This is a genomic window from Peribacillus deserti, assembly GCF_002863585.1.
Taxonomy (GTDB): domain Bacteria; phylum Bacillota; class Bacilli; order Bacillales; family DSM-1321; genus Paraperibacillus; species Paraperibacillus deserti_A.
On sequence record NZ_PGUY01000057.1, the window covers coordinates 29,482 to 52,213 of the forward strand.

Here is a 22,732-nt window from a genome sequence, read left to right on the forward strand (position 1 = left end):
TCATGAATCAGCAAGTGCTCTTAGAAGTCAATCATCTAAAAAAGTATTTTCAGCTAGGAAAAAAAGAAACATTAAAAGCAGTAGATGATGTGTCCTTCCGAATTTTCAAAGGAGAAACCTTTGGTATCGTAGGAGAGTCCGGCTGCGGAAAATCAACTGCCGGCAGAACAATCATCGGATTATATGACCGCACAGATGGTGAGGTCATCTTTGACGGTAAAAACGTCCATACTTTAAAAGAAAAAGAAAAATTTGCTTTATACCGGCAGATGCAAATGATTTTTCAAGATCCTTATGCATCGCTAAATCCAAGGTCTACGGTTATGGAAATCATTTCAGAACCAATGGAGGTACACGGTCTATACCGAACTAAGCAGGATAGAGTGAAGCGTGTATATGAATTATTGGAAGATGTCGGCCTGAATCGGGACCATGCAAATAGATATCCGCATGAATTCAGCGGAGGGCAAAGGCAGCGTATCGGCATCGCTCGAGCATTGGCGCTGGATCCACAATTCATTATTGCCGATGAGCCCATCTCTGCACTGGATGTGTCTGTACAGGCACAAGTTGTAAATCTGCTGAAACGGCTGCAAAAAGAAAAAGGCCTCACATTTCTATTTATCGCCCATGACCTTTCGATGGTGAAACAAATCAGTGACCGGATCGGTGTCATGTACTTAGGCAATCTAGTAGAGCTGACAACCAGCGGCCAGCTTTATAATAAACCGCTTCATCCATATACCCAGGCTCTTTTATCGGCCATCCCGATTCCTGACCCTGACGTGGAGGATGCACGGGAGCGGATCATTCTAAAAGGGGAACTGCCAAGTCCGATCAATCCACCGAGCGGATGTGTATTCCGGACAAGATGTCCGCATGCCATGGAGGTTTGTGCACAGAAAAAACCTGTTTGGCAGGAAGCGGATGATCAGCATTTTGTTGCCTGCCATCTTTATAACAAAGAAATCATGGACGGGAAAGAATATTCCCAGACTGCCGCAGCGAAATAAAAGGAGGGAAATAGCATGGTGATTACTTCTTTGGAAGAGTTATTGAAAGCGCACCTGACCCTTACATCCGGAAGAATCAGCCTCGCACTGGAGATTCAGGGCGAGAAATTTGAATATAACAGCCGTACAATTATTCCTTCTGCAAGTCTTATTAAGCTTCCGATATTAATAGCAGCATACCGTGAAAGTGAGAAAGGAAAGCTATTTCTCCATCGGCGGGTCACTGTGACCCGTGAAGATAAAACGGGAGGGTCGGGCGTTATCCAGTCTCTATCCGAAGGGCTCAACTTTACAATTAAAGATCTATTAACCTTAATGATCACCGTTTCAGATAATACGGCCACGAATGTCTGTATAGATTTAATCGGCCTCGATTCTATTAATGATACGATCAAGGAAATAGGTCTTCGGCATACAGTGCTTGGCCGCAAGATGATGGACTGGGATGGGATTAAGGAAGGTAAGAATAATTACACCTCAGCCAATGATATGCTTCTCTGTATGAAAGCCATAAACGAACAAGGCATTCTCACAGAAGAAAGCCGGACAGATATATTAAACATCCTGCAATCACAGCAATTTGTGGATAAGCTTCCAGCCCATATGGATACGGATGTAATAACGATCGCTAATAAAACAGGAGAACTGCCTGGAGCCGAACATGATACTGCAATTATTAAGTTTAAAGAAAAAACAGCGTATGCAGCGGTTCTAACCGACGGACTTCTAAGCCAGGAAGAGGGACGGCAGGCTATCCGGAATATCGGACACATAATTTATAATCATTTAATTGAAGAATGATCATACCTTTCCCCCTTAAGCTGTTCCTTAAGGGGGTTTTTGATTTGTATTTCAGGGAGAATGGCCGAACAAGGGAATCCTGCAAAAATGCCAATAATCCTGCAAAACTCTCAAAAATCCTCATAACTTCATTTAATCCTGCAAATCTAGTTATAGCTCATGCAACTATTTTAGTAGGGCCACCGCCGCCAATTTTCCTCACAATTTTTTATTTCTACATTAAAAATTTTGAAAACCCCCACAACTTTTGACCCTTAAAACTTGTGGCAGCTGCCTTAAATGCTGTTACACCATAAAATTTAATATGTAAACATCATGTGATAAAAGTCCTATTTTCAGGATTAATTTGGAAACTGGTCGTAATAACACTATATTACTGGTAAAATTATCTATTATTATAGTTATATATTCATAGATTTAAATGGGGGCAGCATGATGTTAAGTTTATTTTCTAAAAGCAGAAAAAGAATCATTGTTTATTCCGCACTATTTTTATTAATTATTTCTTTAATTGATCCAGGGCTGCTTGGCCAAAAAGCCAGGGCTTTTGATTTATTTGGCTTTACCCCTGTGAAAAAGAGCAATTATCCAGTTGCTCCAGGTGTTAGCCACAGCAGCTATACTCTTAAAGGAAAAAGTAATATTGAAGCACTAAACATGCTTACAGTGGATCCGAAAAATCCCTTCATTAAGCTTGCGGTCACCTCTGCACAGGGGAAAGTTCTGGCTATTGATACAGTCAGAAACCAGGCTAAACAGATTGATAAAACTGGATATAAAGTAATCGCGGGTGTTAACAGTGATTTTTACAAAACGGCAGCTCCTTATACGGGCCAGCCGATCGGCCTTCAGATTTCAAATCGAGAAATTATTACGGCTCCTTCAACTTCAAAAAGTGTACTTGGGATCACGGACAGGGGACAGGCAGGTATTTCCGGCCAGGTGAAAATGACGGCTAAGCTCCAGATTCCAGGTACCAGCGGGTATAAAATATCTGGAATTAATCGCGCGAGAAATAAGGATACACAGCCAAACAGCATCATTTTGTTTACTTCGAAATTCAGTACATCGACAAAATCCTCTGGCGATGAGGTAGAGTTTGTGCTGAACCCAGAGAAAGATTCTGTAACGGCCAATGAAACGCTGTCTGCCACAGTGGAAGATATTCTTTATAAAGGAGATTCTAAAATTCCTGCAGGGAAATGGGTTCTGTCAGCGTCTGGAACACAAGCAGATCAACTGTTCTATAACTTAAATATAGGTCAGGAGGTTCAGTTTAAGATCAACTTCAGCCATGGTTTGGATGAGGCTGTCCAAGCGGTATCAGGCGGTGATTTGATTATAGAGGATGAGAAAATAACACCGGAAGCGGAAAAGGATAAGTATGAGCGTCATCCGCGCACGTTGGTAGCCGTAAAGCAAGGGAAGCTGTACATAACAGTAATTGATGGCAGGCAGCCGTGCTATAGTGATGGCGTAACTGTAGCTGAAGGTGCGCAATACTTAGCCAAGCAGGGGATGGAAGCCGCGATGAATATGGATGGAGGAGGGTCTGCTACATATGCAATGAGGCTCCCGGGGGATCAGTCCCTTTCGATTGTAAATAAACCGTCCGATGGATTTGAGCGCAGGGTATCCAATGGACTGATGGTGGTTTCGACAGCACCTGTTTCTCCCCTTTCAAAGCTGACTTCAACGTTGGGAGATTCTATTAAAGTATTAGCGAAAGCAAATGTGTCACTGCCTTTAAAAGGTCAGGATAAATACTATAACCCTGTTAATGTAAATGGAAAATCTATTAAATGGACAGTTCCAAGCCTGATTGGCAAAATGGATGCTTCCGGCCGTTTTACTGCCGGCGGTAACGCTGCGAAGGGCAGGATTACCGCAAGGATCGGTACTGTTACTAAGTCCATTAATGTTGAGGTTGTAAAGGAACTGGCATCTATATCACTGACACCAAAAAACACGATCATAAATCCCGGAAGTAAACAAACTTTTAAAGCCATGGGATTTGACAAGCAGGGTAATGAAATCCAGCTTTCCCAGGAAATATTAAAATGGGAAGCCAAAGGTAGTATAGGAAAACTGGATGCAAAGGGGACTTTGTCCGCCAGCACCCGTATACAGGCTGGGAAGATTGCCGTTTCCTTTGGAAAAGTGAAGACTGAGATAACTGTTAATGTTGGAAAGCCTCCGGTATTGGTGGAGGATTTTGAAGATATTGATGATTTGTATACTTCTATGGCAAAAGCCACCAATGTTTATGCTGTCCCGACGAATAGGCCAAACCCCGTCAAGGAAGGAACACATGGTGCCTCACTCAGCTACGATTTCAGCGGCACATCGGGGACGTCTGCAGCTTATTTACATTTTAAAGGAAAAAATGGAACTCCGGGCCGAATGATCGACAGCAGACCAGCTAAATTGGGAATGTGGGTATATGGTGATTCTAAGTCGCATTGGCTGAGAGCAGCCTTACAGGATGCGAAAGGTAAATCCTTCACGATCGACTTTACCGGGCCGGGCAGGTTAGATTGGCAGGGATGGAAGTACGTTTATGCTGTGCTTCCTGCAAACGTAACAGGACCGGTGAAGCTGATGCAAATATATATAGTGGAAACCAGCAGCACGAACAAAAACAAGGGGACCATTTATTTTGACACACTGAGGGCATTGTACTAGGAAGCCTTCCTTGAAACGTTCCGGCTTCGTAAATAACGCCGCCAAATCTATTAGAAGATTTGGCGGTTATTTTTTGGAATGTGTGAAGAACTCAGGGCCCTAAATACGGTAAAATCAGAGTAAATGGATAGGGGAGTATAAGTCGTGTCAAATCTTATTACTAAGGAACAATTAGGAATTCTTTCTTTAAAGGAAAGAGAGGGATTAATGGATTCGTGGTTGATGCATCGGCTGGACATTCTTATTCCAGCTATTATGAAAAAACATGACGTGGACATGTGGATCATAGCAGGGCGGGAATATAATGAGGACCCGCTCCTTGAGACCTTTTTCCCTTCGGCCATTGACAGCTCCAGGCGGTTGACGATCATTGTATTTTATAAAGATGAAGCGAATCAGATTGAAAGGCTGGTTATTCATTCCAACCCGAAATTTGAACCGTTTTATAAGCGGGCTTGGGGCTATAAAGGGGAAACTCAGTGGGAATGCCTGACAAGGATCATCCGCGAAAAAAAGCCGCGGTGTGCAGCTCTGAATTATTCAAAAGTCCATGCAGCCTGTGATGGCCTAACACATTCCCTTTTTCAGAAAATCCATACCATCCTTGAAAATCTATCGGTTACAGGAATAAGTGCAGAAAAAATGGCAGTGGAATGGCTGGAGATGAGGACAGGGCCAGAACTGGAATTCTATCCGCAGATCGCCGATATAACCCGGATAATAGCAGCAGAAGCACTGGAACATGTCATTACTCCTGGTGTAACAAATTCAGAAGATGTAGTGGAATGGATCAGGCAGAGAGTCTTCGATTTAGGGCTTAAGACTTCCTTTTATCCGACTGTGGACCTTCAAAGGCAGGGCGAGAAAAATAACCGGATGGAAACGGTGATTCTTCCCGGAGATATCGTTCATATAGATTTTGGCCTGTATTATCTTGGACTTGCGACCGATACTCAGCTGCTGGCTTATGTTCTGAGAAAAGGGGAAGAAAGCCCGCCAAAAGGAGTGATAGATGCCATGAAGACAGCTATCCGAATGGAGGATATCATAGCCGGACATTTTGCTGAAGGCTGTTCCGGCAATGATATTTTTCAATCCTCGGTTGAACAGGCCGGACGGGAAGGAATAAAAGCGATGGTCTATTCCCATCCGCTTGGGGTGCATTGCCATGGTGCTGGGCCGGTGATGGGACTATACGATTGCCAGGGCGACATACCTGTACGCGGGGCATATTCAATAAAAAACAATACGTGCTATGCTATGGAGTTTAATGTAACCCAGTACATCCCTGAATGGGGTCAGGATGTGACATTGTATATGGAGGAATCTATCACTTTTAAGGGCGGAAAAGTATCTTTCTTAACTAACAGGCAGATTGAATTTTATTTAATTTAATGATTTTGCCCTGCAAGATCATCCGGCTTCCCTTCGCAAACACAGGTCATAATAATCCTTCTGAAGCATAGGAGGATTTTTTTTGATAGTTATAATTCAGCTATTTTGGGTAAATAAAATCTCATACTAACTATTTCAGTCAGAAGGGGAAGGATCATGAAAAAGTTCAATTTATTTATTCTGCCAATTTTAGTGATACTCGCGGGAATTACAGCTTATATACTCAATAAACCCGATGAACAAAAAAATGAGAGAGTGATAACCGCACTTGGGGACTCCCTTACTTATGGCCTTGGTGATTCAAAAGGGCATGGATATGTAACATCCCTGCAGCAGAAATTAAATAAAGAATATCCAGAGCATACGTACAATGTAAAAGGCTACGGTGTAGTGGGGCAGGAATCAGGAGGTTTACTGAAGCGCCTGGCTGATCCCAGGATTACTAAAGCAGTTTACCAATCAGATTACGTTATGATATTCATCGGGACAAATGATCTGGTCAATTCATCAAAGGGCAATGATTTACAGGGGATGCCTCCTAAGAAGCTTGCGGAAGCAAAGGAGCAGTACCTAGATAACCTAGAAGATATCGTAGACACTATAGAGGAGTTAAATGCAGACGCTCCAATTATCGTGTTAGGGTTGTATAATCCATATCCTAATACTGGAGAGCAAATTGAGGCGTATATAGATGATTGGAATCACTCGGCCAAAAATCTATTTAAAGAGGATCCGAAAATATCTTTCGTTTCTACAAACGATTTATTTAAAGGCAAAGAAAAAAAGGAATATTTTTATGACTCACTACATGTGAATGATAAAGGGTATAATTTAATTGCTGATAAAATTATAGAGAGCTACCGGTTTTGAGAAGTCCTGGTGAGGGCTTCTCTTGTTTGATTTCATTCAGAGATGATAGAATAAAAGATATATAGAATTTTAGAAAGGGTTTTAAAAGGTGAAAACAAGGGCTGTAACATTATTGGTAGCAGCAGCAGTATGTCTGCTCATAGCATATTATTATCAACAGCAACCCGAAGAAGTTTCATCCCCAAAAATTAGCGAAAAATCACTGCCTTCTGAATTAAACCCCATAGTAAGCGAAAAAAAAGAGGAGTTTATTTCACGGGCAGGAAAACAGGGAATAACCATCGTCATAACAGACGGTTTCCGAAGTATAGATCAACAAAACAGGCTGTATGAAAAGGGACGCTCCGGTTCAGGCAGTGTCGTAACGAATGTACGCGGAGGCGATTCTTTTCATAACTTTGGACTCGCTTTTGATTATGCTCTAAAAAATACATCAGGGCAGGTTATTTGGGACACACAGTATGACGGTAATGGAAATGGGCAGCCAGATTGGTTTGAAGCTGCAGAAATAGCAAAGGACTTAGGATTTGAATGGGGCGGGGATTGGGAAAAGTTTAAGGATTACCCACATTTACAAATGACATTCGGTCTTACCATTAACCATTTAAAAAGGGGAGAAAGACCGGAAGCCATTTAGCATAGAAATTAAGGGGATAGCTAATTATGTAGCCATCCCTTTTTATCTAAGACTGCTTTCGCAAACTTTATCGCTACCAAACAAGAAGTTTGATTGGAACGTGAGAATGCTCGCTTTTCACGGGGCGTGCGGTGAGTCTCCCCAGCTTATCGCCTGTGGGATCTCACCTGTGCCGCTGCGCCCGCAGGAGACTCGCTTCTACAGCGAAGATCACCTAGTAATGAATTGCGGTCACAGAATTTTTTCTACAACCTTTTAGGAAAATAACACTATCTAGAGGCAAAAGGTCAGACAGCCCCATTTAAAGCTCCAGGGTCTGCGGAGAATTTTCCTTATTGTTCATGAGCCGGATCATGGATGGCTTGATCTCTAATACTATATAGTCAGGATCATCTTTGCCTTTAAACCATGGTTTTAAATGATCGTTCCAGAGCTTTTCCTTTATGTCGGCATCCTCTCTTACTGCGGCTTTGCCTTCGATTTCAAGATAAGAATCACCAAAACCCTCGCCTTGGTAGCCAAGTAAAATATGGACGTAAGGGTTGTTATCAATTTCTTCAGCTTTATGTGTTTCCTTGTTCGTCGGTGTATATAAGGTAAGGTCGTTATTAAAGAACGTCATGTAGCGGCTATGCGGCTTGCCATTCATTACTGAGGCGAGCGTCCCGACCGCATTTTCTTCAAGTAATCCTATAATTTTTGTTCTTAATTCCTGCTGATCCATTTGTAACACTCCTTTTTGGTTATCTACCTATATATTCCTTCATTTGCTTGTAATTAAACGGAGAAGTGTGAAACAGGATCATTAAAAATACCATACCTGCATAGGAGGAACTAAAACAATGAGTAATAAAAAACCCATCATAGGAATAACAGCAACAACGATGTTTACGTCTGGATTCGATTCTGTATACCTTCACTACAGCTATGTGGATTCAGTTATTAGAGCTGGCGGCATTCCTGTCGTTCTTCCAATCGGAAATAAGGAGCTGGCACAAGAATGGGTCTCTTTGTGTGATGGTATTCTGTTAAGTGGTGGCGAGGACATCGATCCATATCACTTTGGGGCTGAACCTCATCCAAGGCTTGGCAGAGTGGTGCCGGAACGAGATCAGACAGAATTAGACTTGATTGAATATGCTCGCAAAAAGAAGCTGCCCATATTTGGTATCTGTAGAGGTATTCAGGTGCTGAATGTTGCGCTTGGCGGAAATCTAATCCAGGATATAGAAAGTGAACGAATGGAATATATTAAACATGCACAGCAGGCTGCCCGCGCTGCTTCAAGCCATACTATAGCTATTGAACAAGACAGCCTTCTGGGCAGGATATCAGGAAAGGATTCCATACGTGTGAACAGCTTCCATCATCAGGCTATAGGTGATGTAGCATCATCTCTTAAGATTGGCGCAGTCTCAAAAGATGGAATCATAGAGGCGGTGGAAGCGGCGGATCCGGATGGCGGCTGGATGCTGGCTGTACAGTGGCATCCAGAGGATATGGCTGCCGGAGATGAAATAATGCATCAATTATTCGTAAGTTTTATCGAAGCTTGCAGTGAATGAAATGTAAAAAGAGATAGTGAACTCGGTTCACTATCTTTTTTTAGTTAATTGGACTTACAAACATTCATGATAATCCGGATTCCACCCTGTAAAATGAGGAAAATGTTTTAGTTATTATACAGGCGTGAAGGGTATAGAAAGTTTATGTTGTGTTTACCTTACAAATAAGCTGCTTTTTATCTGAAGCTATAAAGACAGGAGATTGTAAAATGAAACTAGCCGAACTGAAGGCTGCCATTGCCCCATCCATTATACAGGACTCTGTTACGGAGGATTTACCAATATCAGGTTTACAGATTCACTCAGGCTCCATTAATCCCGGTGACATGTTCGTGGCCATTTCAGGATATTCGCATGATGGGCATGAGTACATACAAGAAGCAATTGAGCGCGGTGCTCAGGCAATTGTAGGAGAAAAGCCGATACAGCTGGATATTCCATACATACAAGTGGAGGACAGCAGAAAAGCTCTTCCGAAGCTGGCCTGTACTTTTTATAATTTTCCAGCTGAGAAGCACAAGATCATCGGGATAACCGGCACCAATGGAAAGACCACCGTTTCTTATATGATCAAACATATCCTGAACTATGCCGGCCTATCATGTTCTCTGTTTGGGACTATATCATACATAATTAATGGCGAAGAATTTCCTCCGACAAATACTACGCCGGATTCTTTGCAATTGCAGGAATTGCTGGCAAAAAGCAATGACGAATATGTAATCATGGAGATCTCTTCGCATGCTCTGGAGCAATCCAGAATCGATGGATTAGCGTTAGATTACGGGCTTTTTACCAACTTAGCCCATGATCACCTGGATTATCACCAGACCATGGATAACTATTTCTCTGCGAAGCAGAAGTTATTTGATTACTTAAAGCCGAACGGAAAAGCGATCGTTAACTCCATCGATACATGGGGGAGCAAACTGGCTGCAATTTTAGAAGAAAAGAAAGTATCTGTAAAAAAGATAGCGGGTGAGGCGGGAGGGGACTTAGGTCTTGCAAGAGTCTCATGTGAAGGCGGCAGCTTTCATGTCAGCATCGAGGGGAAATCGTATCCTGTTTTCCTTTCCTTCCCTGGTCTTCATAATGTGTATAATGCAGCTATGTCTATTTTAACCTGCTATGAGGCAGGTATTCCTTTAGAAACGATCATCGAAGCATTAGGCTGCTTCATAGGTGTACCTGGCCGGTTCGAGATCGTTGAACATCCATATGGAGCAAGGTTTGTCGTGGATTATGCACATACAGAGGATGCCATAGAATATATGTTAACCACTGTAAGATCACTGGGAGCCGAAAAAGTGACTCATATCTTTGGCTTCCGCGGCGGACGGGATCAAACCAAAAGGGATCTTATGTTACAGACTTCCCTGGAGCACAGTGACCAGGTGTATCTTACAATCGATGACCTGAATGGTGTACCACTTGAAACGATGTTAGATGAGCTGGAAAAGATCAAACAAAGAGTGGATGGCAGCCGAGTTCAGATAATTCCTGACAGAACGGCTGCTATCAGGAAAGCATGGCTGCAAGCCGAAAGAGATGAGTGGATCCTAGTAACGGGCAAGGGGCCGGAGCTGTATGCCGAAGATTTCCTTCTTCCTGTTAAATCGGATCTCGAGGCTCTGGAGTACTTAAGGCAGGAGGCGGATGATGTCGTCAAACCAGGTGCCAAGCTTCAAGGGCTGGTAAGATAATGTGACATTCGCTTTTTTTGTATAAGTTAAATTTAATTTTTGTATAATGTTTGAAACAGCTCGAAAAAGGATATTAAATAAACAACTTCGGAAAAGGAGATGTTATAAATGAGCCAATTAAATGGAAGCAGCAATTCTGAAACTGAAGGCAGAGTAGAACAGAAACTGAACAACATGAGCCAGGAAACAAAGGATGATATTCTTTCGAATTTTGACAGCTTTAAATCATATCTAGGCGAAAAGGTGTCAAAAGGAGAAAGCCTTGGTCTGGGAGAAGAACAGCTGGCTAAGCTGACACAAAAAGTAGCCGGGTACCTGGCTGAACATGAAGAACCTCGCAATCGCGAAGAATATTTGCTTCAGCAGCTTTGGAAAACAGGAAACGAAGAAGAACGCCATATGCTGTCACACATGCTGGTTAAGCTGGTGCAATAATGTAAAAAAGGGGTTGATCGCAGTCCCTTTCTTACAGGCTGTCGGGTAAGCCCCGGCAGCCTTTATTTTTGATGTGAAATGAAGGCTGCTCATGTTGGATAGATGTTATGTAAGCGGACCTTAATGATTAATTATTGGCTCTTTTCTAAAGGCTGTTTTCTAAAGGATTGTTGTTTTTCGAGATGTTTTTCCTTATCGAACCAGTTGATTGCAGTGGAAGGTGCGAGACTCCTGCGGGAGCAGCGGGACAGGTGAGACCCCGCAGGCGAAGCTGAGGAGGCTCACCGCACGCCCCGCGGAAAGCGAGCACCTGGAACGGAAATCAACCTGCCATTAAAAAGCAACAAACTTTGCGAAAAGAGCCTTTCTAAAAAATTGTTGTTTTTAATAAGTCTTGTTACGTTACCCTATTCTTCAGTCAGGTCGATTGGAGCGTAAGGTGCGAGACTCCTGCGGGAGCAGCGGGACAGGTGAGACCCTGCAGGCGAAGCTGAGGAGGCTCACCGCCCGCCCCGCGGAAAGCGAGCATGCCTTCCGTTCCAATCAACCTCTTGTTATAAAGTTTGAGAAAACAGCCTAATTATTTATCTATTTAATTTTTGCTGATCGGTTGTGGACCGGCTTGACAGATAATTATATGTCTTAGTGGGGAATATTAAGTTCTGGCATAGCATTGAGTAATATCTGCGTATTGGTTTAATCTGATTTCTAGTATCATACAGCCATGCCGATACGAGATTTTTCTTATGCTGAGGGTGGAGAAGTGAATTCCCGTCGCCAGATAAGCATATCTCTTAAAAGGGAAGCATAAAAGCTATTGGATAAGCATATGGCAAAAAATATAAGCATAGAAACATGAGCGATAAGCATAAACCATTAAAAGATAAGCATAAAACCTTAAAAGGCAAGCATAAACCTTTCAAACATAAGCATAAAGTCTAAGAAGTTAAGCATAAGGAGATTCACAGATTGTTCACCATCCTTTAATTTGGTAAAAACCATATACATATCACCAATTTTGATACTATATTGAGCTTGTAGGTTCAAAAAGTACCAAAATCTATGATTTAGCTGGGAAAAACAGTACTTAGCATCCAAAAAACATGTGGAAATCGCAGGTCAAATTAAATAGTACAAAGCAGAGGGGGCGCATAATCTTTGGGTATACCGCGTTCTTATAAAGGCCATGGAAGAATGCGATAACTGCGGGATCAGCCGGGGCCGGCCACGAGCCGGAAGTCAGCTAAAAAACACAAAAGTAAGAGTGAGCCACATAAAAAATAAGATAGCCACATAAATCCGAATTAAGACACATAAAACTGTTGTTTAGCCACATAAAAAATAAGATAGCCACATAAATCCGAGGTTAAGACACATAAAACTGTTGTTTAGCCACATAAAAAGCATATCCGCAGAATTTCCGCGTTTTCAAATCAGCAGTCCCCCAAAAACAATACGCAAATTCCATATTCTCTTCATGATATTCTCGTATCGTGCAAGCTCGTTAAAAATTCCGGCAGCCTTTCTATATTAATTAGAATAGTCTGCATTCATAAATAAAATATCCCTGTGCCAGATCGGGCAAAGCAAGAGCCCCTATCGATGTATCTTCTTACAAGGCGAAAAAGGGACTGATGATAGTCCCTTTTTACATCTTTCCCGTTATTAGATATTTTGTTATCGCCAGGTATTCACGTATAAAAGATTTAGGAACTGCAATGAGCGGCGTTGGAGCGGGCAGACCTTTCACGGTCATTCCCTGTTTCTTTGCCATTTGAACCGACCTATATATATGAAAATCATTTGTGACGAGGAGGACGGTGTCCCGCTTTGAGCGAATAAGTTTTTTTGAGTATTTAATATTTTCATAGGTTGTCTTTGCGCGGGGTTCCAGGATGATCCTGGTTTCGTCTATACCGGCAGATTCCAAACCTTCCTTCATTGCTTGAGCTTCAGAAACGGGTTCATCCAGCCCCTTGCCTCCTGAAACAATAGCTTTGGTCTTCTGATTTTCACTCAGGTAGCCCGCGGCAGCATTTATTCTTGCTTGAAGAGTGAGGCTTGGCCCATCTTCTTTCACACGTGCACCAAGGACAATTACGTAATCGGCTTGTTCGGGGACCGGCTTATGGGAGTATCGATACATCATATATTGAAGGATACCACAGTAAAAAATTCCTGCTGCTCCCAGCAAAAGCAATAGATGCAAGGCCTTTTTTCTCTTAATGGCAGATCAGCTCCATTTCATGGCATTCACTGGACCGGTATTTACTAAACTAGCAAAAAAAGTGTCACTGGAATGATTTAATAAAACCGGCAGCATTGAATCTTTATCTATACATAGTCCATTTTCCGATGTCTTTGAAACCCAGTCTATGATAAATGCTTCCAGCTGCCGGATTGTCATAGAACAAGCATAAGGTTTTTTTCTCGATTTCCATTAAATCTTCCATTAAAGCTATTAAGGTTTCCGAGGCTAACCCTTTATTCCTATGTTCTGGATGTGTACATACCCCTACTATCATTGCGGAAATGGAATTTTCAGCCGCAGTACCGGCAGCAGAGATCATTTGTCCGTTTTCTTCTATGTAATATGTTCGTCCTGTTTTCGATTTCATTGCCTGTACAAGGATATCTCTCCTGGACGGTGTAATCACAAATTCCTTTATCCTGCTTCTTAATTCCATAATCCTGTCAACATCTTCAAAATCCGCTAAATGTACTGGCCTTGAATCAGGGTCCTTTGCATGAGACTTACTGCGGCATTCAGCAAAGTACATTTTTTTCTTTTCGCCCAGTTGAATGAAGCTCTGCGTTTCAAATTTTTCGACTACCTCTGACTTGCCCGATAATTGGACCGGTCCTTCAACTGGTAGAAGGCGAGCATAGCCCTCCACATCAAATGCCTCTTTGGCATATACAAGATAGGAATCATGAAATCGCAGCATTACACTTATAAGGTTCAGCTTTTCATCAAACTCGCCCCATATTTGCTGGAATTCCGTTTCATATCCAAATGCTTCGATATCTCCGATTATAAATAGATTGAAAGAAGGCTCCTCTTTTAAAAAGGAAAAGACCTTGGCATGATCCTGGTTATTTAATTTTCTAATCATTGTAGCGGCTCCTAGGTTTTTATCAAAAAGGCTATGTTAAAGGTCATTGTTGATTTTTGCACGATGTTGATTGGAACGGATATGCGAGACTCCTGCGGGAAAAGCGGGTATTGTCTAGCTACGGACTGACACCTTCGGTCATAAGCCAATCGCCATCAAAAGGCCAAAAGCGCCTTTCGCTGCCGCTCGTCTTATGTCTGTCAGGTGTCTGACTTTCCATATTATGTAGTTTTTTAAAGAGTTTACTCATCACAGTTTTTTTTTTAAATGCCTAGAAAGTCACCGTCCTCCGCTTTTCTATTAAGGGAGACCCCACAGGCGTCAATGCCGAGGAGGCTCCCGGAACGCCCCTAAGGTCCGCGAGTGCCTGCTAGCTGCAATCAACAGCCATGTTTAACAGAGCTATCAAAAAAAGAATTTGAACTATATCCATAGACAGTGTACGCACTTGAGGCGACTACTGTATTTCACTCTACTCCTGCTAAACAACAATGATTCACGTCTCTCTTTGTATTGGTATAGCTGCAGGCGCTGGAATCATAGAGCCTCGCATCCCTTGGAGGGGGAACACCACTTCAAATGTCTCCAGCCAGGCTTTACGCATAACTTTGGCTAAGCTTCGATATTGCTTGCCCGCCAATCAGCAAAGTACACTTTATCAGGTCTTTTGCCTGACATATGTGAAAGGTGTTAAAGCTATACACTCATCACGAAGGGGATAGATGGTCAGGTATGCTTAGGTACCACTGTATTCAGCTTTTTTTGCTTCCTTTATCTAATGCGGAGCGTTCCAGACCACTGGCAGCTGAGCGGGGTGATTGCTCTTTTCTATTAATCTTAAAGAAATTTTTGGAAATTATCAATACTCATTCTAAACCATTAAAAAAGAATCGTTTTTAGTGATTTTTTATGGGTAAAAATATAAAGACTGCTTAGTTTGTAAAATTCCTAAAACCCTATAAAAAAAGTGAAAAAAGAAAGTGATTTGTGATAAAATTTTACTAAAATAGCAATAGGGTTATGGTGCTTGTATTTAATTATATTAGTGAGAGAGGGTTTAGCTTTGAAAGAAATTATCCTGATATTAATACTTCAACTGGTATATGTACCAATTCTTACTCTTCGTACAATATTCATGGTTAAAGGCCAAACCCTGTTTTCATCCCTCTTTGGCATGGTGGAATCCTTAATTTATGTTTTCGGGCTGTCACTCGTATTTTCCGGGGATCAGAGCGGCTTGGCGATGGTTGTTTACGCCGTAGGGTTTGGACTTGGAATATTAATTGGCGGCTACGTGGAATCCTTGCTGGCGATTGGATACACCAATCTTAATGTGAAGCTTGCCAGCCGTAACGAAAGCTTGATAAATGAACTGCGTGAGCTTGGGTTTGGTGTAACGGTCTTTGAAGGGGAAGGAAGGGACGGCAAGAGATATCAGCTGGATATCCTGACCAGACGAGACCGGGAAAAAGAATTGATGAAAATTATTGAAACACATGAGCCCAGAGCTTTCATCATTTCCTATGAACCTCGAAAATTCAAGGGCGGTTTTCTTTTAAAAGGTATGAAAAAAGCAAAGCATAGAAAATAATGAGACAAACAAAAAAAGCAGCTGCGATAGCTGCTTTTTTTTCATTATTTCAGACGATCCCCAGTGGTCAGCTGGTTTTCGGCTTTGTAGTATATTTCATTTTTCTTTCCATTCTTCCAAGCACAAGATCTGCTATAATGGCTAGCAGACTTGCAGGTATTGCCCCGACAAATATCCTCATATCATTGCGGGAATTAATTCCTGAGAAAATTTCACGTCCCAGGCCGTCTCCGCCTACAAAAGGAGCAATGGTTGCTACTCCGACCGCAATAACAGCCGCTATCCTAAGTCCTGCCATAATAAACGGCATGGCCAGCGGAAGCTGAACTTTTAAAAGAAGCTGGAAATAGGTCATGCCAATACCATGTCCGGCTTCAATCAGGGATTGATCCACTTGGTCGAGACCCACATAGGTGTTGCGGATAATGGGAAGAAGAGAGTATAAAAACAGTCCGGCAACGACGGTATAAAAACCGAGTCCAAAATAGACCATGAGTATCGCCAGAAGTGCAAGACTTGGTATGATCTGTATGATATTAGCGATCGCCAATATAAAGGGTGCGGCCTTTTTAAACCTTGCACAAACAATTCCCAGCAGGGTGCCGACAATGAGTGCCAGGAAAACCCCGCATACAACCATTAATAGATGCTGCCCAGTGTAGATCAGCAGAAGATCGTAATTTTCTCCAATATAAGCTGCCATATCTTTTAATGTCTGCATCAGCTTTCCTCCTTTTCCTTGTCAAGAAGGCCCTGCTGCACAAGATATTCTCTTGCTACATCCCGTTCGCTTCTATGTTTAATATCCACTTGATAATTAAGGTTTGTCATGGTTTTTTCATTAATCTTGCCACTAAGCGTATTAATAATTCCCTTTAATTCAGGATGTTTTTTTAAGGTGTCGTTTCTCGCAAGTATGGAAGCATCATATGGCGGGAAGAACCTTTTGTCGTCTTTTAAGGTTTTCAATTTGTATTGAATCAACCTCGGGTCTGTAGAATAGGCAAGGACAACATCCATTTTCTTGCTGGCAGCCGCTTCGTAGACTAAGTTCACGTCCATTGGATATGTCCGCTCAAAGGTTACACCATAGGCTTTCTTAAAAGCGGGATAGCCATCTGTAGGCCGTTCCATCCAGGATGAATCTACCCCGAATTTCATGTTTTTTTCACTTTTTTTCAAATCTGAAATCTTTTCTAAGCCTCTTTGCTCAGCTATGTCTTCTCTTACAGTTAATGCATACGTATTTTCAAATCCGAGCGGGTCAAACCATTTCATATCATAGTATTTGTCAAACCCTTTCTTAGCCTGTGAAAGGACTTCCTCACGATTCGTCGTTACTTTCACGGGAAAGAAATTATTATAAATCATGCCTGAGTACATTAAAGACATATCAAGGTCTCCACGATCCAATGCCTTAAGGATCAAGGAAGTGGACAGAAGATCCGGGGTAATATCAACCTGGATATCTGTCCGGTCTTCTATTAATTCTTTATAAACTGCTGCCATTATTTTTGTTTCCGTGTAGGTTGCCGCCCCGATATTTATCGTATCTTCCTTTTGACTGCAGGCAGATAAAAGGAAGATGGAAACAAGACTTATAGCAAGCAATAGTCTGCTGGCTTTTCGCATGTTGTTTTTCTTCACCCCAATTATGATTCTCTTATCCTTTTACCGTTCTGTCCTTTGAAACAAAGCCCAGGATCAGGTCAGCTGCAAGTGCAAGAATAATGGCACTTATCGTTCCTGTGAATATTAAAAAGTTATTGTTATTGGCCATCCCGGCAATGATTAAATCACCAAGCCCTCCTGCTCCGACAATGGCTGCAAGAGTAGTCCAGCTTATGATATACACCGTTGTCAGCCTGATGCCCGAGAGTATATATGGCTTTGCAAGAGGAAGCTCGATTTTCCACAATCTCTGGAATGAACTGTAGCCCATCCCCCTGGCTGCCTCGACAATATTGGCATCTACTTCCTTGATGCCTGAATAGGTGTTTCTTAACAGAGGCAGCAGGGAATAGAGGAACAAGGCAAGAATAGCAGGATTTCTGCCGACTCCCAGCAGCGGTATAAGCATTGCAAGCAGTGCAATGGAAGGGATGGTCTGGAAGATATTCGCCAGGCCGAATGAAATGGAGCCTGCCAAGCTATCCTTAAAGCGTGTCAGGATGATTGCTGTCGTGATCGCAACAATACACCCGAGAATGACCGCAGCACCAACAATAATCAAATGTTCACCAGTCCGGGCCAGAATATCCGGATATCGTTCTTTAAGAAAAGTTATATATTCAGCTATCATTATAAAACCTCTTCTATTACAGGATATACTTCAGACATTAATCGGACTATACTTCCTCTTGTTACGGCTCCTACGAGTATATTCTCCTCATTCACTACAGGAACATAGGGGGCATTATTTTGTCCCATATACTCTAGTGCTGCGGTAAATGGATCCTCCGGTTTTACAGAGAACGTAAATGACTGCATCACATCTGCAAGTACTTTAGTTTCATCGCTGATGTGGCCCAGTACATTCAGGATAGGCGCATATCCGAGCAGCTTTCTGTGTTTATCCACAACAATTAACGAATCGACTCTGCGCTGTTCCATCAGATTCAGTGAGGAAGCAAGCCCGCGCTGAGGCGCAGCAGTTACCGGCTTATCAATCATTACTTCTCTGACAGATGGCACTCCTTCATCAAAGTTCGTAAACATCGTATTTTCTCTATGTTCTACCAATCGCTTTTTACCGATGAATTCTTTAACAAAATCGTTGGCAGGGTGTCGGAGAATCTGCTCGGGTGTGCCGACTTGGATGACTTCTCCTGCTTTCATCAAAACGATATTGTCAGCTATTTTTATGGCTTCATCCATATCATGCGTGACAAAGACAATCGTCTTTTGGATATTTTCCTGTAAGTTGGTTAATTCATCCTGAAGCTGCTCCCGGCTGATGGGATCCAGTGCGCTAAAGGGTTCATCCATTAAGATAATATCGGGTTCTGCAGCAAGGGCACGTATAACCCCGACACGCTGCTGCTGGCCGCCGCTAAGTTCACCTGGAAATCGATTTCTATATGTTTCAGGAGGGAGATTAACTAAAGAGAGGAGTTCATTCACTTTATTTTGGATTTTGATTTCATCCCATTTTAATAAACGAGGCACTACCGCAACGTTTTCTGCAATGGTCATATGCGGGAATAAACCAATATTCTGAATTACATAACCAATCTTCCTTCTTAGCTGGACAGGGTTCACTGCGGTAATATCCTCACCGTCAATGAAAACTTTTCCTTCGGTTGGTGTGATCAGCCTGTTGATATGCTTCATAGTCGTAGACTTTCCGCAGCCGCTTGGGCCGATAAACACGTGGATTTTACCAGCTTCAAGATCCAGATTAATATCTTTTAAGGCCTGGAACCCATCCGCATACCTTTTATATACTTTTTCAAATCGAATCATTTTCCTTTTTCACCCCAAAATGTGTAGTAACAAGACAATTCTGCTAGAATAGCAATTTCTTGCTGCTTCTTTCCATACGATATTATTTCAAGAAAATAATATCGTGATACGTGTGTTTACCCTGAATGTCCCACAAATAAACACACATAACTAACTTCTCATGCTGCGGGCAGTTTTTATAGCAATGATTTAATGAGAACAGCATTTAAGCTCATTAAAATATAATCCTATTTGTTCCCATCTTTCGGGGTAAAGATGTATGAATTTAGCCACAGCCTCGTCTGAGTAATAGAGGAAGTATTCATAGCGGGTTCCTGTTTTTTCAAGATCAAACAACAGTGCATGAAGTATTGTATAGTAATCGTTTATTTGATGGGGATTAAGCTTGATTGTCTGGAGGCTGTTCTCGGCAATGTAGCTTCTGAGACTGTTTACTTGTGCAAGAGTGCTCTCTTTTTTATCGAGCCCCTGTATCATCATTCGTTCGTTAATATAATATAGACTTTTCACCATATCCTCCTAAAGAAAAGAATGTGAATAAGTCTTCCCCAGTGGATTGGTTTTCATACTTTTTAGCCATGCTTCTGCATAAAAAAACCAGCCTGTCAGCAGGCTGGGGCCATTATCACTCTCTATTGTTAAACAAATCAGGGAAGTCCGTTATTATTCCATCTACACCATAGAGGCGGAGCTTCTCTGCTGTTTTCTTATCCTTGACCGTCCAAACAAAAACCCCTAAACCCACGGAGTGGATCCTTTTGATCAAACGCCTGTTAACCATATTTATTTTTGGATTTATAAATTGAGCATATTGAGAGATCCGTTTCATTCTTTTTGTACTGATACCTGCAGGCTGTCTCTTTACAAGCAGCCCAATCGGGATATCAGGAGCAAAGCTCCGGAAGGTCTTCAAGGAATTTTCATCAAACGACTGGACCATAACAGGGAACAACAGGTCAGATTGAAAGGTAATCTCACTTAACGCATCAGCTAACTTTTCTTCAATCCCTTGATAAAGTGCCGGTTTCTTTATTTCAATAACGAATCCGGCGGCTTCGTTATAACGGGCAAGGACATCCTGGAGACGCTGAATCCGTTCTTCTTTATACTGTTCATTAAACCAGGAACCAGCATCTAATCTTGATAGATCTTCATAAGTCCAGTTTTTTACATAGCCTTTTCCGTTAGTGGTTCTTTCCAAGGTTGTATCGTGAATGACTACCAGTTCTCCATCCCGGCTTAATTGTATATCGAGTTCTATATATTTCGTTCCCATTTTCAGGGATTCATTAAAGGCGGCAAGGGTATTCTCAGGACAATAGCCAGACGCCCCCCGATGAGCAATGATAAGGGGATATTTCGGTGAGATTACATCATTCTTGTTCATTCCTTTTTTTATAAATGTTAATAGCGGGAAAAGGCTGAACAGAGACAGACGTTTGGATCCAGGAGCCTTCACAGTGATCACACCTTATGTGATTTTTTCTAAGGGTAAAATACTAAACGTTAAATGTCAATTCTATAAATGGATAGAGGAATATGTAAAAAATCTATTTGCAATTTAATTAGGACAGGCATATAATTCTAGGTATTATGCAGGGAAGTGTCTTTGTCAATTCTGCAAGGGAAGAGAAGGGTAGTACATATGCCAACAGTCAATGAATTAATTATTTCCTTATTAAAAAAAGGAGTAAAAGCTGAGAAAGTCATCTCCAGAAAGAAACTGTTTGCCAGCTTACTCTCTCAAAACGATTACCATATGTTAAGTGAAAAGGCTAAAAACAAAATATAACTGCTAGATTTAGAAGATGATAGCAGAGCTCCAATTAAAGCTTGAGATTTCATGAGAAAAAAATTTCTATAAATACTTAACTAAGTTAAATAATAGCCGCCTTAAAAAATAGGCTGATTACGAGCATCATTTTACCCGTATTATAGTAGACGAGCTGGGGTAAAAGGCAGCGGCCTGTAGCAGAGTCAACATAATACCGTTCCATCGCTTTCTTAGCGGTCTAGATAAACAGCAGGAAACCTATAAAAGATTAAGGAGGCTGATCCAGTAAACCCGGGATCAGCCTTTTTAATATGCTGCAGCGGCCCATGTGCCCGGGAGCCCTGGAATTTTGAACTACCCGGACAGCACATACTGCACGGAAAATTTCCGGTTTTTTTTGCATCCATGCCCCTTTTTAACCGCAGCTCTTTATATAGAGAGTGAAAGGGGGTGAACAAAAATGGCAAATCAAACATTGATCACATCTTCACTGCAGTATTCGGTCCAAGCAGGATTAAATGACAAAAATGAACCGATTTTTAAAAAGAAGACTCTTCCAAATGTAAAGCCCGCGGCCACTCCAGATCAGCTTCAGCAAACCGCGCAGGCTTTAGCAGGTCTTGGCAAGTTTCCGCTTGCTGATGTAACAAGGGAGGATGTACAGAGCATTAATGCGTAATTTGTGGAAACTAAAGGCTCTTTTCTAAAAGATTATTGTTTTTTAAAAAGTTCTGAGAACCAACCCTATTGTTAAACAGGTTGATTGAAACGTAAGGTGCGAGACTCCTGCAGAAGCAGCGGGACAGGTGAGGCCGAGGATAATCAGGCGCCCGCCTCGCGGAAAACGTGCATCCTGAAGTAGAAATTAACCCCCTTGTTCAATAACAACAAAGTTTGCGAAAACAGCCAAACTAAAAAAAAGGAGCGAAAGGAATGGCAAAAACGTTAGAACTGGTGTTTATCACCGCCGATGGCAAAAATTCAAAGATATCTGTGGAGGACCCAAAAGAGCCGGTCGATGTTGCTGCTGTAAAACAGGCAATGGATTCGATTCTCGCAGCAAACATCTTCATGACTAGTTCAGGAGATTTGACTGCAAAAAAAAATGCCAGGATCATAGACAGAACGGTCCAGGAGTATGAATTGATTTAATAGAAGGATGAAGCCATTCTGCTAAGCCCGGGGAATGGCTTCCCTACTAACATATAAAGGAGGAGTTGTCTTGGAAACACTCTTTACTTTTATCAGCGAGGTAGGTTTTCCAATAGTTGTCTCGTTGTACCTGCTTTATCGTATTGAATCAAAGCTTGACATCCTGATTCAATCTATTCAAAACCTTCCCCCGCTGTTGAAAGATAAACCACTTCCATAAATGGAGAAAAGAAACTCTGCGCCAGAGTTTCTTTTTTTTAGGCTCTTTTCTAAAAGAATGTTGTTTTTTAATAGTTCGGTGAACCTATTCTATTGTTAAACAGGTTGATTGGAACGTAAGGTGCGAGACTCCTGCGGGAGCAGCGGGTATTGTCCAGCTCCGGACTGACACCGCGGGTCTAGCCAATCGCCATTAAAAGGCAAAATCGGCCTTTTACTGCCGCTCGTCTTATGCCGGGCTAACGCATAAGGGCGACTAAGCTTCTGTCTTCGCTATCGCTTGCCAATCAGCAAGTCTTCTTTATCAGGTG

General features: G+C 42.0%; 23 protein-coding genes. 14 read left to right on the plus strand and 9 right to left on the minus strand.

Annotated features, from left to right (window positions below):
- Window positions 1-2: 2 nt before the first annotated feature.
- The 6 genes from CUU66_RS17915 to CUU66_RS17945 all read left to right on the plus strand — a co-directional run bounded on the left by CUU66_RS17915 (window position 3) and on the right by CUU66_RS17945 (window position 7,401).
- Window positions 3-1,013 (plus strand): ABC transporter ATP-binding protein, encoded by a 1,011-nt coding sequence (locus tag CUU66_RS17915; protein ID WP_101644692.1) that lies wholly within the window; start codon window positions 3-5, stop codon window positions 1,011-1,013.
- A gap of 15 nt (window positions 1,014-1,028) precedes the next feature.
- Complete coding sequence (locus tag CUU66_RS17920) at window positions 1,029-1,814, plus strand: serine hydrolase (protein ID WP_101644694.1); 786 nt, start codon at window positions 1,029-1,031, stop codon at window positions 1,812-1,814.
- Window positions 1,815-2,249: 435 nt separating this feature from the next.
- A complete protein-coding gene (locus CUU66_RS17930) occupies window positions 2,250-4,499 on the plus strand; it encodes a phosphodiester glycosidase family protein (RefSeq protein ID WP_180955345.1) in 2,250 nt (749 codons plus the stop codon).
- Between the two features lie 144 nt (window positions 4,500-4,643).
- Complete coding sequence (locus tag CUU66_RS17935; RefSeq protein WP_101644701.1) at window positions 4,644-5,894, plus strand: M24 family metallopeptidase; 1,251 nt, start codon at window positions 4,644-4,646, stop codon at window positions 5,892-5,894.
- A gap of 156 nt (window positions 5,895-6,050) precedes the next feature.
- Window positions 6,051-6,764 carry a GDSL-type esterase/lipase family protein gene (locus CUU66_RS17940; RefSeq protein ID WP_101644703.1) on the plus strand — a complete coding sequence of 238 codons (714 nt, stop codon included), beginning with the start codon at window positions 6,051-6,053 and terminating at the stop codon, window positions 6,762-6,764.
- Window positions 6,765-6,852: 88 nt separating this feature from the next.
- Complete coding sequence (locus CUU66_RS17945; RefSeq protein ID WP_101644705.1) at window positions 6,853-7,401, plus strand: M15 family metallopeptidase; 549 nt, start codon at window positions 6,853-6,855, stop codon at window positions 7,399-7,401.
- Between the two features lie 301 nt (window positions 7,402-7,702).
- Here CUU66_RS17945 and CUU66_RS17950 read toward each other — a convergent pair whose 3' ends face one another.
- Window positions 7,703-8,125: a pyridoxamine 5'-phosphate oxidase family protein gene (locus CUU66_RS17950; protein ID WP_101644707.1), complete on the minus strand. Its 423-nt coding sequence runs from the start codon at window positions 8,123-8,125 to the stop codon at window positions 7,703-7,705.
- A gap of 118 nt (window positions 8,126-8,243) precedes the next feature.
- Between CUU66_RS17950 and CUU66_RS17955 the strand changes: the two genes are divergently transcribed.
- The 3 genes from CUU66_RS17955 to CUU66_RS17965 all read left to right on the plus strand — a co-directional run bounded on the left by CUU66_RS17955 (window position 8,244) and on the right by CUU66_RS17965 (window position 11,104).
- Window positions 8,244-8,966 (plus strand): gamma-glutamyl-gamma-aminobutyrate hydrolase family protein, encoded by a 723-nt coding sequence (locus CUU66_RS17955; RefSeq protein WP_101644710.1) that lies wholly within the window; start codon window positions 8,244-8,246, stop codon window positions 8,964-8,966.
- A 209-nt stretch (window positions 8,967-9,175) separates the two neighbouring features.
- The gene (locus CUU66_RS17960) at window positions 9,176-10,669 is read left to right on the plus strand and encodes a UDP-N-acetylmuramoyl-L-alanyl-D-glutamate--2,6-diaminopimelate ligase (protein ID WP_101644712.1); all 1,494 of its coding nucleotides are present in this window, start codon (window positions 9,176-9,178) and stop codon (window positions 10,667-10,669) included.
- 108 nt (window positions 10,670-10,777) lie between these two features.
- Window positions 10,778-11,104 carry a DUF3243 domain-containing protein gene (locus CUU66_RS17965; RefSeq protein ID WP_101644714.1) on the plus strand — a complete coding sequence of 109 codons (327 nt, stop codon included), beginning with the start codon at window positions 10,778-10,780 and terminating at the stop codon, window positions 11,102-11,104.
- A gap of 1,648 nt (window positions 11,105-12,752) precedes the next feature.
- Here the strand turns inward: CUU66_RS17965 and CUU66_RS17975 are convergent.
- The gene (locus tag CUU66_RS17975) at window positions 12,753-13,313 is read right to left on the minus strand and encodes a YdcF family protein (RefSeq protein ID WP_257968059.1); all 561 of its coding nucleotides are present in this window, start codon (window positions 13,311-13,313) and stop codon (window positions 12,753-12,755) included.
- A 121-nt stretch (window positions 13,314-13,434) separates the two neighbouring features.
- Window positions 13,435-14,220: a GNAT family N-acetyltransferase gene (locus CUU66_RS17980; protein WP_101644716.1), complete on the minus strand. Its 786-nt coding sequence runs from the start codon at window positions 14,218-14,220 to the stop codon at window positions 13,435-13,437.
- Window positions 14,221-15,283: 1,063 nt separating this feature from the next.
- On the opposite strand from CUU66_RS17980, the gene CUU66_RS17985 reads away from it, so the two are divergent.
- Window positions 15,284-15,811, plus strand: a complete 528-nt coding sequence (locus tag CUU66_RS17985) for a DUF2179 domain-containing protein (protein ID WP_101644718.1) — start codon at window positions 15,284-15,286, stop codon at window positions 15,809-15,811.
- A 67-nt stretch (window positions 15,812-15,878) separates the two neighbouring features.
- Here the strand turns inward: CUU66_RS17985 and CUU66_RS17990 are convergent, their stop codons facing one another.
- From CUU66_RS17990 to CUU66_RS18015, 6 genes are all read right to left on the minus strand, one after another.
- Window positions 15,879-16,532: an ABC transporter permease gene (locus CUU66_RS17990; RefSeq protein WP_101644721.1), complete on the minus strand. Its 654-nt coding sequence runs from the start codon at window positions 16,530-16,532 to the stop codon at window positions 15,879-15,881.
- Window positions 16,532-17,443, minus strand: a complete 912-nt coding sequence (locus CUU66_RS17995; RefSeq protein ID WP_101644724.1) for a glycine betaine ABC transporter substrate-binding protein — start codon at window positions 17,441-17,443, stop codon at window positions 16,532-16,534. The genes CUU66_RS17990 and CUU66_RS17995 overlap by 1 nt, the downstream gene beginning before the upstream one ends.
- 31 nt (window positions 17,444-17,474) lie before the next feature.
- Complete coding sequence (locus CUU66_RS18000) at window positions 17,475-18,113, minus strand: ABC transporter permease (RefSeq protein WP_101644726.1); 639 nt, start codon at window positions 18,111-18,113, stop codon at window positions 17,475-17,477.
- Entirely contained in the window at window positions 18,113-19,276 is a 1,164-nt protein-coding gene (locus CUU66_RS18005; RefSeq protein WP_101644728.1) for an ABC transporter ATP-binding protein, read from the minus strand. The genes CUU66_RS18000 and CUU66_RS18005 overlap by 1 nt, the downstream gene beginning before the upstream one ends.
- Window positions 19,277-19,465: 189 nt before the next feature.
- A complete protein-coding gene (locus CUU66_RS18010) occupies window positions 19,466-19,786 on the minus strand; it encodes a hypothetical protein (protein WP_101644730.1) in 321 nt (106 codons plus the stop codon).
- Window positions 19,787-19,901: 115 nt separating this feature from the next.
- On the minus strand, window positions 19,902-20,735 hold the full coding sequence (locus CUU66_RS18015; protein WP_101644732.1) for a glycerophosphodiester phosphodiesterase: 834 nt from the start codon (window positions 20,733-20,735) through the stop codon (window positions 19,902-19,904).
- A 186-nt stretch (window positions 20,736-20,921) separates the two neighbouring features.
- Here CUU66_RS18015 and CUU66_RS24355 point away from each other — a divergent pair, with 186 nt between their 5' ends.
- The 4 genes from CUU66_RS24355 to CUU66_RS18030 all read left to right on the plus strand — a co-directional run bounded on the left by CUU66_RS24355 (window position 20,922) and on the right by CUU66_RS18030 (window position 22,422).
- A complete protein-coding gene (locus tag CUU66_RS24355; RefSeq protein WP_180955346.1) occupies window positions 20,922-21,068 on the plus strand; it encodes a hypothetical protein in 147 nt (48 codons plus the stop codon).
- 442 nt (window positions 21,069-21,510) lie between these two features.
- The gene (locus CUU66_RS18020) at window positions 21,511-21,729 is read left to right on the plus strand and encodes a DUF1659 domain-containing protein (protein WP_101644734.1); all 219 of its coding nucleotides are present in this window, start codon (window positions 21,511-21,513) and stop codon (window positions 21,727-21,729) included.
- A gap of 254 nt (window positions 21,730-21,983) precedes the next feature.
- The gene (locus CUU66_RS18025; RefSeq protein WP_101644736.1) at window positions 21,984-22,202 is read left to right on the plus strand and encodes a DUF2922 domain-containing protein; all 219 of its coding nucleotides are present in this window, start codon (window positions 21,984-21,986) and stop codon (window positions 22,200-22,202) included.
- A gap of 70 nt (window positions 22,203-22,272) precedes the next feature.
- On the plus strand, window positions 22,273-22,422 hold the full coding sequence (locus CUU66_RS18030) for a YvrJ family protein (RefSeq protein ID WP_101644738.1): 150 nt from the start codon (window positions 22,273-22,275) through the stop codon (window positions 22,420-22,422).
- The last annotated feature ends 310 nt before the right edge of the window (window positions 22,423-22,732 follow it).